This window comes from Zobellia uliginosa (assembly GCF_900156625.1).
GTDB classification, from domain to species: Bacteria; Bacteroidota; Bacteroidia; order Flavobacteriales; family Flavobacteriaceae; genus Zobellia; species Zobellia uliginosa.
This window is the reverse complement of sequence record NZ_FTOB01000009.1, coordinates 1-14742: the sequence shown is the minus strand read 5'-3', so window position 1 is coordinate 14742 and position 14742 is coordinate 1. Positions and strand designations below refer to the sequence as shown.

9 protein-coding genes are annotated in these 14742 nt (G+C 42.9%); 6 read left to right on the top strand and 3 right to left on the bottom strand.

The genetic code is table 11. From position 1 onward, the window contains the following. The first annotated feature begins 76 nt into the window (after positions 1-76). Positions 77-1270: a glycoside hydrolase family 5 protein gene (locus BW980_RS20005; protein ID WP_083690556.1), complete on the top strand. Its 1194-nt coding sequence runs from the start codon at positions 77-79 to the stop codon at positions 1268-1270. Positions 1271-1325: 55 nt separating this feature from the next. Here the strand turns inward: BW980_RS20005 and BW980_RS20000 are convergent, their stop codons facing one another. Beyond that, entirely contained in the window at positions 1326-2963 is a 1638-nt protein-coding gene (locus BW980_RS20000; RefSeq protein ID WP_139327746.1) for a helix-turn-helix domain-containing protein, read from the bottom strand. A gap of 209 nt (positions 2964-3172) precedes the next feature. Here BW980_RS20000 and BW980_RS19995 point away from each other — a divergent pair, with 209 nt between their 5' ends. From BW980_RS19995 to BW980_RS19985, 3 genes are all read left to right on the top strand, one after another. Continuing rightward, complete coding sequence (locus BW980_RS19995) at positions 3173-4975, top strand: arylsulfatase (protein ID WP_083690555.1); 1803 nt, start codon at positions 3173-3175, stop codon at positions 4973-4975. Positions 4976-5007: 32 nt separating this feature from the next. After that, positions 5008-6273 (top strand): glycoside hydrolase family 117 protein, encoded by a 1266-nt coding sequence (locus BW980_RS19990; protein WP_076456934.1) that lies wholly within the window; start codon positions 5008-5010, stop codon positions 6271-6273. 514 nt (positions 6274-6787) lie between these two features. Continuing rightward, positions 6788-7330, top strand: a complete 543-nt coding sequence (locus tag BW980_RS19985; RefSeq protein WP_076456933.1) for a DUF4442 domain-containing protein — start codon at positions 6788-6790, stop codon at positions 7328-7330. Here the strand turns inward: BW980_RS19985 and BW980_RS19980 are convergent. Then, a complete protein-coding gene (locus tag BW980_RS19980; protein ID WP_076456932.1) occupies positions 7327-9171 on the bottom strand; it encodes a helix-turn-helix domain-containing protein in 1845 nt (614 codons plus the stop codon). The two genes, BW980_RS19985 and BW980_RS19980, sit on opposite strands and share 4 nt — an antisense overlap. A 408-nt stretch (positions 9172-9579) precedes the next feature. Between BW980_RS19980 and BW980_RS19975 the strand changes: the two genes are divergently transcribed. Together BW980_RS19975 and BW980_RS19970 are read left to right on the top strand one after the other, a co-directional pair. Continuing rightward, on the top strand, positions 9580-12756 hold the full coding sequence (locus BW980_RS19975) for a SusC/RagA family TonB-linked outer membrane protein (RefSeq protein ID WP_076456931.1): 3177 nt from the start codon (positions 9580-9582) through the stop codon (positions 12754-12756). Positions 12757-12761: 5 nt separating this feature from the next. Next, entirely contained in the window at positions 12762-14348 is a 1587-nt protein-coding gene (locus BW980_RS19970) for a RagB/SusD family nutrient uptake outer membrane protein (RefSeq protein WP_076456997.1), read from the top strand. An 82-nt stretch (positions 14349-14430) separates the two neighbouring features. On the opposite strand, the gene BW980_RS19965 is transcribed toward BW980_RS19970, so the two are convergent. Then, the coding region (locus tag BW980_RS19965; protein ID WP_139327745.1) for a gluconate 2-dehydrogenase subunit 3 family protein at positions 14431-14742 on the bottom strand (312 nt) is incomplete at its 5' end.

Genomic DNA, 14742 nt, shown 5'->3' with positions numbered 1-14742 from the left:
CGCAATTAAAATCCATATAGAAAACCAATGGAGGCCTCTCTTTCGGGTCTCCCTAAACCCCTAAAATTTATATCGCATGAGAAAAACAGTTTTAATTTTTATGGTACTCAGTGTAAATTTCAGTCTTTTTATGTCTTGTGGTCAAAAGGGGCATTCAGACATGGCAAATGTATCGGGAGATCTTGATGTAGGAGAAATGCCAAAAGAAGAAGGGAAGGGAGAAGATGGGGAGGATGATGGCAACATGGGAGAGATAGCACCTGAGGAATTTGTTCTTGACATGGGGGCCGGTTGGAACTTGGGCAATGCAATGGATACCTATGACAGTGACGAGACCGCTTGGGGCAATCCTTTGACCACTAAGCCCATGATCGATGAAATTGCCAAAATGGGATTTAAAACCTTGCGCTTACCGGTTACCTGGAAGTTTCATATAGGGGATGGGCCAGACTATCTTATTGAGGCAAATTGGTTGGATAAGGTTGAGGCCATTGCCAATTTTGCCCTCGAAAATGAGATGTATGTGATTATAAATATACACCATGATGAAACATGGATTCTTCCTACCTATGAAAAGGCCGATGAAGTAAAAGATGAACTTTCAAAAGTATGGACGCAAATTGCCAATAGATTCAAGCCTTATGGCGACAACCTTATTTTTGAAACGCTGAACGAGCCGAGACATAAGGGTACGCCCGAAGAATGGAAAGGGGGCACACAAGAAGGCCGTGATGCCGTCAATCAATACCATCAGGTCAGTGTCGATGCCATTCGGGCCACGGGGGGCAATAATGCGAAGCGAAAAATAATGGTGTCTACCTATGCCGCAAGTACCAATTCGAATGCTTTGAACGACTATCTTGTACCCAATGGGGATAAAAATGTTATTGTATCGGTGCATAGCTATTTCCCATATCAGTTTTGTTTGGATGGAACGGACCCCACTTGGGGAACTGAAGCTGATAAAACGGCCTTGCTTGCGGAGTTGGATAAGATCCGTGATAAATTTATTGTCAAAGATAATAGGGCCGTGGTCATGGGAGAGTGGGGCTCAACCTTTAGTGACAATCCCGAAGACCGCTTGGCCCATGCCCAATTCTATGCCAAGGCCTGCGCCGAAAGGGGTATTTGTCCCATTTGGTGGGATAACGGGAATGTTGATGAATTCGGTATTTTTAATAGAAATACACTTGAGTGGAATTACCCTGAAATTGCCGAGGCCATCGTAAAGGAAACGGCTGAGGCCCGTTCAAAGACAAAAACGGAATAGTAGGTTTTCGACCCTATGAAATAGTAGGGGTATGGCCAAACCTGCGTTTTTAAAGTTAGATACTTGAAATGTAATTTTCTAGGTTTTGTGAGCGCTCTAGCCCCATTTTTTTTCGAATTCTAGAACGTGAGACATGAACGCTATGGGGTTCTATATTTAAGATCCGGGCCATGTCTTTGGTCGTTAGGTTCAGTTTTATCAACGCACAGTGCTTTTGTTCGGTAGAACTCAAGGTAGGGTGAAGTTCTTTTAGCTTATCGTAGAAAGCGGAGTTGACCTGTGTAAATTGGAGGTTGAATTCGTTCCAAAGGTCTTTGGATCCCTTTTTATATTTGCTGAAAAGCGACTTGTAGCGGGGCGAGCCTTCTTTTTTCAACATATCGAGTAGCTCATCTATGGCACTGTCTTTGTCTATGAGTTGAAGGGCGTAAGAGGTGAGTTGCTTGCTTTTAAGTTCAATCTCGTTTTTGCTCCGTTCACTTGTTAGTTTGGCGTGTAATTCCGCTTCTTTCTGTCGTAGAACGGTTTTTTTCAGTTTAAGTCTAGTCCGTACCACAATAAAGATTACAATCCCGAGCAAAATTAAGAGTCCCATGATAATCTGAAGCCGGCGCTGTATCTGGAAGTTTTTCTCTATAACAATGTTTTTTTGCTCTAAAAGGGCATCCTTTTTCGAAATGGATTTGAGATAGGTATCCTTAATTTGAAAAAGTTCACTGTTCGTCTGGTTTTTTGCCTGCAGGATCCGGTCGGCGGTACGGGTCGATTCAACGAGATAGTCGTAGGCCAAGCCCTTTTCCCCGCTCATGGAATATACTTCTGCGATCTTACGTAGTACTTCTGCTTCTAAATCGTTTCTAAACCCGTGGTCACGGCTTAGCGATAAACTTTCATTGTAGAAATAGAGCGCACTATCCTTTTGACCGAGGTCTTTTTTTAAATCGCCTAGGTACATAGAGATATTGGGGCGGTAGTTCGCTTGTTTGCCTAGCGTATGCTTGCGTGAAAGATGCAAATAGGTACCTGCTTTCCCATACTGTTTGAGTTCTTGCATGATTTTTCCTCGCTCGGCATCCCAGAAGGGCATCTCTACACTTTTTTCTAGCTTTATCGATGGGTTGATAAAACAAGAATCTAAGTACTGCATGGCTTTATGGTGATTCCCCGATTTACGCTGCCGTACGGCCATATACATATAACTCGAAATCAGGTGTTTTACCTGGGTAGAATCGAGAACGTATATTTCCTTTGCGATTTTTAGGGACTCCTCTAAATGTAAGACCGATTGCTCGTTCATATTGAATTCATCGTAAAGCCGGGCCAAGTCAATACGTATTCGTACTTTCTGCGCCTTGTTTTTAGAAAAATCGCTCAGGTATTTGGCCTGCCATAGGTGATCGAATGATCGACTGAATTTTCCTTTCTTCTTTTGAATTTCCGACATGCCCAAGAGGCAGTATACCATATGTACCGTGTCTCTTTTTTTTTCAAAATAGGCTTTGGAAACATCGAACATGCGATAAGATTTATCGGGAAATAGCTTCGATTCGGCTATGGCCTTCTCTATTTCGTTTGTATAGTAGGCTGTGCTGTCTTGTATATGGTTTTTACCTGCCTTGTTTTGACAAAACAGGCCCGTGTGAATGTAGAAGAATAATATAAAAATATGTAAATATCTGAAATACAGTTTCATGTGGGGTTTTGAGCTTGCTGGAATCAAGATATTAAATATTAAAGGGAATATAGTCTTTAGAAGGGGGGAATTATCCTTTGTATAATATTTGTAAAGTAACTTTTTAAAGTTTTGTTGTTTTCTATAGCTAGTTTTGGGGGGCGGGGTCGACATGGAAAAGCGATGTGACATAAATGGACAAAAGCTAAAAATTATCTTTTTCAATACTTATGGAAAAACTTAAACGGATATCGAACAAAGGTATAAAGGGCGTATTCTTATTAGGAATATTGCTTTTTTGGGGCAATGGGTTTTCACAAGAGGTAAAACCGCCTAACGTGATTTTGGTAATGACCGATGATCAAGGGATAGGTGATTTGGCCTGTCATGGTAACCCGTGGATAAAGACCCCGAATATCGATAAGTTCTATAAGCAGGCCGTACGCCTGACCGATTTTCATGTAAGTCCTATGTGCACTCCTACGCGGGCGGCCCTTATGACCGGAAGATACCCCGTCAATAATGGTACATGGGCTACTTATAAGGGGCGCGATGCCTTGGCGGAAAATGCACTGACCATGGCCGATGTTTTTAAAAGTAACGGTTATAAAACGGCAATGTTCGGCAAGTGGCATTTGGGCGATAACTATCCCTCTAGGCCTACCGATAGTGGTTTTGACGTAGCGGTCCACCATAAGGCCGGAGGTGTGGGCGAGTTATCCGATTATTGGGGCAATAGTTACAACGACGATGTGTATTACGTTAACAATGAACCCAAACAGTTTTCGGGCTATTGTACCGATGTATGGTTTCAAGAAGCCATGAAATTTATCGATAAGAACAAAGAAGCCCCTTTCTTTTTGTACCTGCCTACCAATGCGCCCCATAGTCCGTTCATAGTTGCGGAAAAATATGCGGCACCCTACCGACATTTGGTAGGCGATAAAATAGTAGGTGCCGAATTCTATGGAATGATTACTAATATTGATGAGAATTTCGGGAAGCTCGAAGCCTATCTGAAAAAACAAAAATTGGCCGACAATACCATACTGATCTATATGACCGATAACGGTTCTGGAGGAGGTGTAAGTAAAGACGGCAAACTGGGTTTTAATAAAGGTTTTAGGGGGAAAAAGGGACAGCGTACGGAAGGTGGCCATCGGGTACCCTTTTTCATCCGTTGGAAAGACGGTAAGATAAAAGGAGGGAAAGACTTGAACGAATTAACGGCACATATAGACCTTATTCCTACCTTGGCCGGTCTTTGTGGTCTTGAAATCCCCGAAGGGATGAAGTTGGACGGAATCGATTTTTCACCACTATTGCTCAAAAACGGAAAGCTAGAAGACAAAAGAACGGTCTTTGTGCACCACCGGCAAGATTGGCGTAGCCCACACGATACCGATGAAACCGCTATACTCAACAAGAAATGGCGGCTGGTAAACGGAACTAATTTATACGACATAGGGAAGGACCCGCACCAAGACCATGATGTGGCCCTAAAAAACAATAACGTAGTAGAGGAACTACTGGCTCAAAACGAAGCATTTTTGAACAGGGCCAAATTGGGGTATGAATACCAAGAGTTTCCGGTGAGTATTATCGGTAACGATAATCAGAAAGAAATTAAACTGACCATTCAGCACGCCATTGGAGAAGATGGGGGGATTTGGAAACCGGAGCAGGTGGCATCGGGGATCAAGAACAGGAACAATACCCATCCTATTAAAGTCGAAAAAGCAGGGCGATATAAAATTTCATGTATGCGTTGGCCCAAAGAATGTTCCGGGCCCATTTGGGGCATTCCTGAAAAGAACCCTAAAAACCAATATGACTACAAAAGCATGTATCCTGAAAAAGTACGGATCCAAATTGCCAATCAAATCCAAGAGCGGTCCATTGATGCCGGAGCCCACAGTGTAGATTTTGTCTTGAACCTTCAAGAAGGAAAGACCATGTTGGTCAACGACTTTATAGAGGGAGGGGAGACCTATGGGGTATATTACACCTATGTTGAATATTTAGGAAAATAGAAAAGACAATAAAACCAGAAGCAGACCAAGCCATGAAAAACATCATTACAATCCTTTCCTTACTTTTTTTGTTGGGGGCATGTCAAGATCAGTCCGAGAAAAAGCCCTCCGTAGAACAGCAGGCCGAACAAGGGGGCTTCCCATTTATATTGCCTAGCGAAAAACCCAACCGAAAGATGAGTGCAGCAATGGAACGTATCTATACCGACTACGAAGCACCACAGCCACAGCATAACGAGCTTTTTAGCCAATTTAAATATACCGAGCTCAAAGGTTTCGATTACAACGGAAATGATGGTACGATTACAAGAAGGGACCCTTCGAAAATACTCTTGCACAATGGGAAGTATTATGTGTGGTATACCTATAGAAATACTTCTACGCCCCCTCGGGGAGCAGATAAGAGTAATGATACCATTCCGTCTTCCGACTGGGACCTATCCGAAATTTGGTATGCTACATCTTCCGATGGTTTTACTTGGGAAGAACAAGGGGTGGCCATAAAAAGACCTGAAAAACCCTTGGTAGGATGGCGGTCGGTAACGACTACCGATATTTTGGAGTGGAAGGGCAAATATTACCTATATTACCAAGGCTTTATGGAGGCGAGCGGAAAAAGAGGGGATGATTGCCCTGTTGCCGTTTCCTACTCCGATTCGCCCGATGGCCCATGGACCCCCTATAATAAGGTAGTGATCCCGAACGGGGGAGAAGGGGAGTGGGACCAATATTCCATTCACGATCCGTATCCGCTTGTTCACGATGGTAAAATCTATATTTATTATAAATCCGATTTTGGTGAAAAACCCGACAAGGTACGTATGCAAGGACTCGCTATTGCCGATGATCCCTTGGGACCTTTTACCAAGCATCCCCTGAATCCCGTAATAACTTCGGGGCACGAGACTTCATTGTTTCCTTTCAGGGAAGGGGTAGCGGCTTTGGTGTATAAAGACGGCCCTGAGCACAATACGATTCAATATGCCGAAGATTGGATAAATTTTGAAATTGCCTCCATTACAGAGTTAATGCCTTATGCCGGCGCTCCCTATGTGCCGGATGCCTTTACCGATACCGATTATGGTAGGGGCGTTACCTGGGGCCTTGCCCACTTTATCAGTTTAGGGGGCAAGGGTAAATATCATTCGAAACTCGTTCGTTTCGACTGTGACCTAAGCCTCGACCTAGATGATCCCGAAATGAAGGAGCACCGCGTAAATCACCGGCCCGATGTATACTACAGACAAGGGTTGAGTGCCAAACAGATGAAACGCCTACAGTCGCAAAGCCCGAAATAGAGTTAAAAATCGACGGAAGAGGAGGGTAACGATGCTCTTTTTGGTTTCAAGGCTTTAAGGATGATAGCCCTAAGAGAGCTAAGAGTGCCCCAATTTCCCGGTTTTGTCCTAAAACAACAACTCGTCTATAGGTATTTAGGCGTTCAAATGCAGATAAACGTTGTTCATCGAAAATCATAAGTTTTTTCTTACTCAACACCCTAATTTTGAGGTATTGAAATACGGGCGATATATGTCTGATAGGAAGTTTGAGAAGGCCGTTTATCACTGTTTATGATAGAATGATATAAATGTTCCCCCTTTTTGAAAAAGCACGGATCGGCTAGATGAAAATATCGTTCGTATTTTATTATTTGTTGCAAAAATAAAGATCGCATCTTACCTATTGTCTTTTTGAGACTTTGTCCGATGAAAGTCCTTTTTCTCTTTACTCCCGTTTTATCCTTCATTTTTTTTAATTGCTACTTAGTGGTAATTTTGACCCTTGTTCGCATTGGTAATTTAGATACATAGAATGTCGTTTTATAGTGATTTAGTCGATGTCGGCTCCCGTTTTATAGGCAAGCACAAATTATTGAAATACGGTTTTAACCTTTCGCCCATGTACCGTCGTAGCACGGCGAGGGTGAAAGCGGTTTCGGCCGATTTGCGAAAGGTGACGGTGAAATTGCCCATTGGATATAAAAACCGGAATTATGTAAACTCTATCTTCGGAGGAAGTATGTTCTCAGCTGTTGACCCCATACCCATGGTTCAGCTTATCAATATACTTGGCGACGATTATGTGGTTTGGGATAAGTCTGCCGAAATTTATTTTAAAAGACCCGCCAAAGAAGATCTCTATGCCGATTTTGAATACAGTTGGGAAGAAATAGAGAAGATTAAACAAAGGGTAAGCCAAGAAGATGCGATCGACATTGTAAAGACGACCTACTTGATGAACAAGGCCCGCAATACCGTCTTCTGTGAAGTGAAAAAGACCATTTATATAGCGGATAAGGCATTTTATAAGAAGAAAAGGGCCTTGGCGGAAGCGAAGAAAAAAGAAGTAAATTAGTTTCGCTCCTTCTCCTTTTCTTCGTTGAGCTGTTTAATAAAGTATGAGGGGAGAATACCCAAACGTTTTTTGAATGCCGAATAAAAGGTGTTTTGGTTATTGAATCCACATACGCTGGCAATATAACTTAGTTTACTATTCCTGAAATCTTCATCCTCGACCAAACGTTTGAGAAGGTAGTTTATTCTTAAGTCGTTGATGTAGTTGTTGAAATTCGATTTTTTTTCGTGGTTGATTACTTGTGATAGGTATTTCTGATTGGTCTGTAGTTCTTCCGACAACCATGAAAGACTACATTTTTGATTTAAAAAATCGTTGTTTTTTTCGAAGTTTTTAAGCTTTATTAAAATGATTTCCTTGATATCTTCATCAATATATTCTTGGGAACGAGATTTTTGGGGGGCGGATTCTTCTGGTTTATCGGTATGGAGGGCCCTGTTCTGTTGGTCTATCTTTTCTTGAATGAGCTCTTTGGTTCTATAAAACAAGAGCCGGTTTTTCTTTTTTACCTTAAAATACGAATAGGTGGCGATACCCCCACATATAAGGGTCAGCGTTAGTACAAGGAGTATGAATATATAGCGTTCTTCTTGGTTCTTGGTACGTATTTCCAGTATTTCCTTTTCTTTTGAAATTTCGTTGATTCTTCGGCTTGCCTCTAGAATTTGTATTCTCTGGTTGGTTTCTATGGAAAAAAGCGAATCGCGAACGGCCCAATGAATGGCTGAAAAAGACTGCCCCAGTTCCACATTTCCTTTGGCTTGGTGCAGTTTCGCTAACTTCTGGCTCACGTCTTTGACCACATCGAAGGCATTGATTTTTCTCGCGGTTCCGTAGCTTGCCGTATAACTTTTTATGGCCGCTGTAGTATCGGCCCTTTTAAGGCTGAGTTCGGCCCTCAGGATATAGGCCCTAGGAAGCCTGAACCTGTATTCGTTTTCATTGATAAGTTTGAACACCCTATTGAGATACTGTTCAGCAAGTGAAAATTCGCCTTGTTCTATGTATATACTTGCGATATTCATAAATACGGCACTCTCAATATAGCCGCCTGGGCCCGGTAATTTTTGTTTTAGCTTTAGATAGAAGGTATAGATTTCGGAGGCAGGTCGACTACCTTGTAAAACGTGGACCATTCTGGCTATTTCGTCTATCTTGGGTAAAATATTCTGTGTCCGTTTTAAGGCCAGGGAATGATCGATACCCTTGAGGCAGTTCTCAAGCGCCTTTTCATATTGGCCCAATCTCAAATACAGATGGGAAACCGAAGAGTAGGCCTTCATCAAAACATATGGGTTTTCTATTGCTTCCCCATAGCGCAGATTTTTTAACGAGGTGTCGAGAGCCAAATCATATGCTCCCCGCTCGGTGTGGATATATGATTTTAGCGCATTGTTATCGGCAATGATTTTAGGGTGTTTGCCCAATAGGTTTTCTGTATCCAAACGGTCCAATAATTCCGATGCCTGATCAAACTTACCTTGCATAAAATATATAAATGCCTGATGGGTAATCGATTGTAGATAACCTTCCGTGTAATCTATTTCTTTAGAAAGATTAAGAGACTCGTTATTATACCGTTCGGCAAGTTCGGGTGATTTGTAGATGTAAAAGTTGTATAATTTAAAGCAGACCTGAACCTTTTCTTTTCCTTCGACCCTTGAGCGTTCGTCCAAAAGTTCCTTCTCGTCAAAGACAATATTTCCCTGCGCCAATTGTTCGTCTACCAGTTTTTCAAGACGTACGAGGTAGGCTTCGACATCTTGCGCAGTATAGGTCTGTCCTACAACTTGTAAAGAGACGAAAACAAACAGAACGATAACGATTCGCTTAAGATTCATAAAGTATTTGGGTTTCGGTAAAATGGCATCGGATAAATAAGGGTAGCCGAGGACACTTTCCTTGGGCTAATATAAAGGAGTTTACAGGAATAGAATTTTATGGAAGCATAAATTTATGATCAATTGCTATTGTGAGATGTATTTCGTCGAATATCCGGTTTTTGATGAAACATATGGTTTCCGGGAATAGAAAATTCATGAATTTTCTAACGAATTAACTAGGTCTTTCCTACGTTAACAATTCTTTTCGAATATTTTGGTTGACTGGTTACTTTGGCCAACTTTTTCAAAAAATACTTAATCCTTATCTATAAGTGCCTATGAAGAAAACCCTTTAACTCAACTTCAATCTACTACCGGTTCTCTATTATTAAAGAGGACATCTTAACTAACTAATCTGATTGTACCATGAAAAAACATGCAAAAACAAAATGTATAGGAAGCACTTTGTTTAAAAGCTCCTTGTCGTTACAAATTCTATTGTTCATTATTCTAGTGCCCAATCTTTCGATTTCGGCCATATCTCAACCGAAATCTTTTCTATCCCTTTCAACAAACACTCCTAATCTATTAGAACACTCTTTCTCCAAAAACCTGAGTATCGTTAATGCCCAACAAACGGAAGTTAAGGGAATCGTTGTTGACGAAGATGGTACGCCTTTACCGGGAGCCAATATTTTGGAAAAGGGCACAACCAATGGTGTGGTTACCGATTTTGATGGAAACTTCACTTTAAATGTGCAAAGCGAAAATGCCGTGATTGTGGCGTCATACATTGGTTTTAAATCCAAAGAAGTAAAGGCTTCTTTCGGCTCCCCCCTACAGATACAACTTGCTTTGGATGCTTCAAAACTTGATGAAGTCGTCGTTGTGGGGTATGGGGTTCAAAGAAAATCCGATGTTACGGGATCTGTAGCCAGTGTTGATGGCGATGCTATTCTGAAAAGACCGGTGGGCAATGCCCTTCAAGGTCTTCAAGGCCGTGTTGCAGGTGCTAATGTATATTTGAATTCGGGTAATCCTACGGCCGCCCCTAGAATTATTATTAGGGGATTGGGAACCATCAACTCAAGTTCCGACCCCCTCTTTGTGGTCGATGGAGTGGTAATGGAAGATATTCAGTTCCTAAACCCGAACAACATAGAAAGTATGGAGGTCCTCAAGGATGCCTCTTCAACATCTATATATGGGGCTAGGGGAGCCAATGGTGTAATTTTGGTAACTACTAAAAGGGGGGCTAAAACCGAAGGTGTCACCGTATCATATGACAGTTACCTGAGTTTGGGCCATTTGCGAAAAAAACTAGACCTTTTGAATTCGGAAGAATGGTTGCAAGTAGTAAAGACCGGCTTCGCAAATACCCCAAAATACCGACCGGGCACCGACGCACCCGAATTTACTACAGATGACCCACGCCTGTTCGACGGCAATGGCAACCCCTTGTACGACACCGACTGGCAAGATGAGGCAACGCGAACGGCCGTTACCCATAACCATCAATTGGCGGTTCAGCAGAATAATGGAAAGTCGTCGGTGGGAGCCTTTTTTAATTTTTCCGATGTGGAGGGGATTATGCTCAATAATGATTTGGAAAGATGGAACGGCAAGCTTACTTACGATACCCAAGTGAGGGATTGGCTTTCTTTTGGCGCCAATGTTTTAGTGAATTATACCATTGAAAATGAATTTTCAGATGGAGGGGGCGGGCAAGTGCCCAGAAGAACGATGATTGAAATGCCTCCGATTTTTCCAGTGCGCTTTCCCGACGGTACATATTCAAATAGCCGTTCGATTACCGATCCGTACAATATTGAAGCCATGGCAAATCCGGTACACGTATTGGAGACCCAAGTACAACGGAATCTTAGAAACCAGATTTTCGGCAACGTATACTTTCAGTTCCATCTTGCGGACGGACTCGATTTTAAAACACAGTTCGGTATCGATAAACAAGATCGTACGTTTCAGGATTTTTCACCCAATGACCTGATCAACACATCGGCTCCCTTGGGCCGCGCCAGTGTGGCAGAGGACAAGGTTCTTTATTGGCAGCAGGAAAATTTCTTGTCATATAATAAAAGTTTAGGCGACTCACGTATAAACGCCGTACTTGGGGCTAGTTGGCAGAAGCGAAGCTATTTTGGTTTTAGTGCCCGATCGGAAGGTTTTCCGGATAATTCGCTTTCTTTTTACCGACTGCAATCGGGTAGTGTTTTTGGCGAACCCCGATCGGGGTATAACGACTGGGCCATCAACTCTTATTTTATGAGGGCGGGATACACCTATAAAGATCGTTATCTCTTGACTCTAACAGGTAGGGCTGATGGGTCTTCTCGGTTTGGGGCCAACAATAAGTATGGGTTCTTTCCTTCCATAGGTATGGGGTGGGTGGTTTCCGAGGAAAAGTTTTTGGAAAACAACACTTTCTTTAATCAATTAAAGTTGAGAACAAGCTATGGGGTAACGGGTAATACCGAAATCAGTCCGTATTCTACTTTGGCTACCATTTCTTCGGGTACGGCCTTGGTCAACGGGCAAAGGGTAAACGATAGCTTTGTGAGCCGTATACCTAACCCCGATGTGGGCTGGGAGACGACTACCCAATTCGATGCTGGTATGGAAATGAGTACCAATACAAACCCGCAGATAAGCCTAGAACTTGATTATTATTACAAATTGACCGAAGACCTGTTGCTCGATAGACCGATACCGCGCTCCTCAGGTTTTGGAAGTATTCGAGATAATATAGGTTCCATTTCAAATAGGGGAGCCGAAGTCGCTTTAAGTTCGGCATATTCTAAAAACGATTTCTTTTGGGAGTCCGTATTCAATCTCAACTACAATAAAAATAGGATTGAAAAATTAGGGGCGAACGATGAAGATATTTTTCCAGGTCCTGGTTTCGTGTCGGGAAGTAATACCATCTTAAGGGTAGGGGAGCCTGTAGCTTCTTTCTGGGGATTGGAACGTCTCGGAATCTGGGGAACCGATGAGGCAGACGCGGCCGCTGAAGTTGGGGCTTTGCCCGGTGAAGCCAAACGATCGGCCGAACGTACGATTATAGGGAACGGATTGCCGACATGGACAGGTAGTTTTATCAACAACTTTAAAATGGGCCGTTTCGATTTTTCGGTCGACCTTCAGTTTGTGTATGATGTAGACATCCTTCAGCAAGCCTTGCATTCTACCGAAGATCGATCCGGAATCGCCAATGGCCTACGTACAATCTTGACCGAAGGGTGGACTCCTGAGAACCAAAATACACAGGTACAGGAAATCAGAAACCAAGGTACATCCGGACAAAATAGTCAAGTTGATAGCCGTTGGGTTGCCGATGGGTCGTACTTACGGGGCAATCTGTTTGTTTTGGGATATACCCTTCCCGATAAATTTTTGGGCGCATACGGCATTAAGAACTTCAGGGTTTATGGAAGTGTAGATAATGCTTTTGTGGTTCAGTCAAAAGACTTTCAGGGCTATGATCCCGAAGGTTCTTCCAATACCAGCCAGTTCGGTCAAAATATATTCTTTTTTCAATATCCAAGGCCTAGGACTTTTACCCTTGGGTTTAATCTTAAATTTTAATGGCTATGAAATACTATAAAATATTCGGTTTTTTAAGTTTAGTCCTAGCGGTGGTATCTTGTTCTGATTTTTTGGAGGAAGAGCCTAGGGATTCGTTAAGTGTTGACCAGTACTTCTCTGAACCTGGTCAAGCGGAGAGTGCCGTGAATTATTTATACCAGAACGGTGTGCCACAGATGTACCTCAGTGGAGGGGTGTTCAACGGTACCCGGGTCATGTACCTACAGTATCTATCCGGTTTTTTCGACAATGAGTTCAATGGTCAGGAACGTCAAGTGAATCTGGCCCAGCAACTGGCAATTACCCCCAATAATGTTGATAATGATTTAAATGGAATGTGGGAAGGACTCTACCGGGGAATTGCAGGAGCCAATTTGGCCATTGCCCATATACCGGAAACCCCTGGGCTATCTGAAGGGGAAAAGAAGAATCTGATAGCACAAGCCAGTTTTTTTAGGGGGTTCGCCTATTTCTATCTCGTTCGAATTTTTGGAGATGTGCCATTGATAACCGAACCCGTTGGCGGATTGGATGAGATTTTTGTGGAACGTACTTCCATAGCGGATATATACAATCAGATTCTGGCCGATTTTAGTGTGGCTACTGTTGAAGGAAGCTTGCCCAATGGCAATATGGTGGATAACAATTACCGAATTACCCGTGAAACGGCCTTGATGGTATTGTCCGATATATATTTGACCATGAGCGGGGCTCCCCTGTCAAGTGACAATTATGCCAAAGCCGCTTCAACTGCCCGTGAAGTGATCAATAGTGGGGCCTTTTCGCTTACATCGCACGATACCGACACCGAGGGTAATGTAGTTTTAGGGAATAGTGCCTACAATAAAATAAGAAAGGAACAGGCCCTGGATAAGGAGTACATTTATCAGATTGAGTACGAAGCGGGGATACGTACTTCACCTTACCCGCAGTGGTCATTTCCGGCATCGGTCAGTGGTAGTGTGGGATCGGCTTACGGAAATATTCAAAATGCCTATGGTCCGCGACCTGAATTGTATGCACAGTATGATACGGAATTGGATTTAAGGGCCCAAGAAAAACAATACTTTCACACTTCTTTCGTAACCGGGGCAGGTGAAACCATTACGTTTCCGGTAACGCCCTATATATGGCTTGATGAAGAAGCTTTCTTTTCTACTTCGCAATCGTCTAAAAATTTACGGGCGTATAGTTATCCTGAAGCCCTGTTGGTTGCGGCAGAGTCAATTGCTCTATCGGAAGGGGTTACGCCCGAAGCGATCGATTATTTGACCCAAGTCAGGGCACGGGCCTATTGGACGACCGATATGGAAACGATTCGAACCGAATTGACCGGACTTTCCGTTACCGATTTTGTTGAAGAGGTGTGGAAAGAAAGAAACAGGGAGCTTATATTTGATTTTAAGCTTTGGTTCGATATGGTTAGGACTAGAAAATATCCTGTCAATACCGATGGGGAAACCACGTTTGTCGATTTGGTAGGACGGCAAAATACTTTTGGAAAAACCTTTGAAGAAAAACATCTATTACTGCCAATTGCTGAATCGGAAATTCAACGAAACCCAAATCTGACCCAGAATGTTGGTTATTAGACTTAATTGCTAGGTTAGGAAAAAGCCCCCAATTTGGGGGCTTTTTTAGTTAATAGGGCAAATCGGCTTCTGTTGATATGGTTTATGTCAATAAATTTCCGTTTTCGTCCCATTGGGCAATGTCGTTCCTTTTACTTTGGTCGACACATTTGGCGATCCACTCGGGATCGTATTCCACGCCGTGCTTCTTGAGTACCTCATCGGGCACCCCGTCCCAAACGTTGGGCGAGTTTCCCTTGTAGCCCAGGTCGGCTATGCCCACCTTGGAGGTGTAGTACCCGGTGACCACCAGGTTCCGCATAAGGGCGAAAAACTGTATCCCCAAGGGCTGTTCGTCCAGGGGGACGTCCATATCCCGATAACAGATGGTATCGAGGATCTGTTTCTGCTGTTC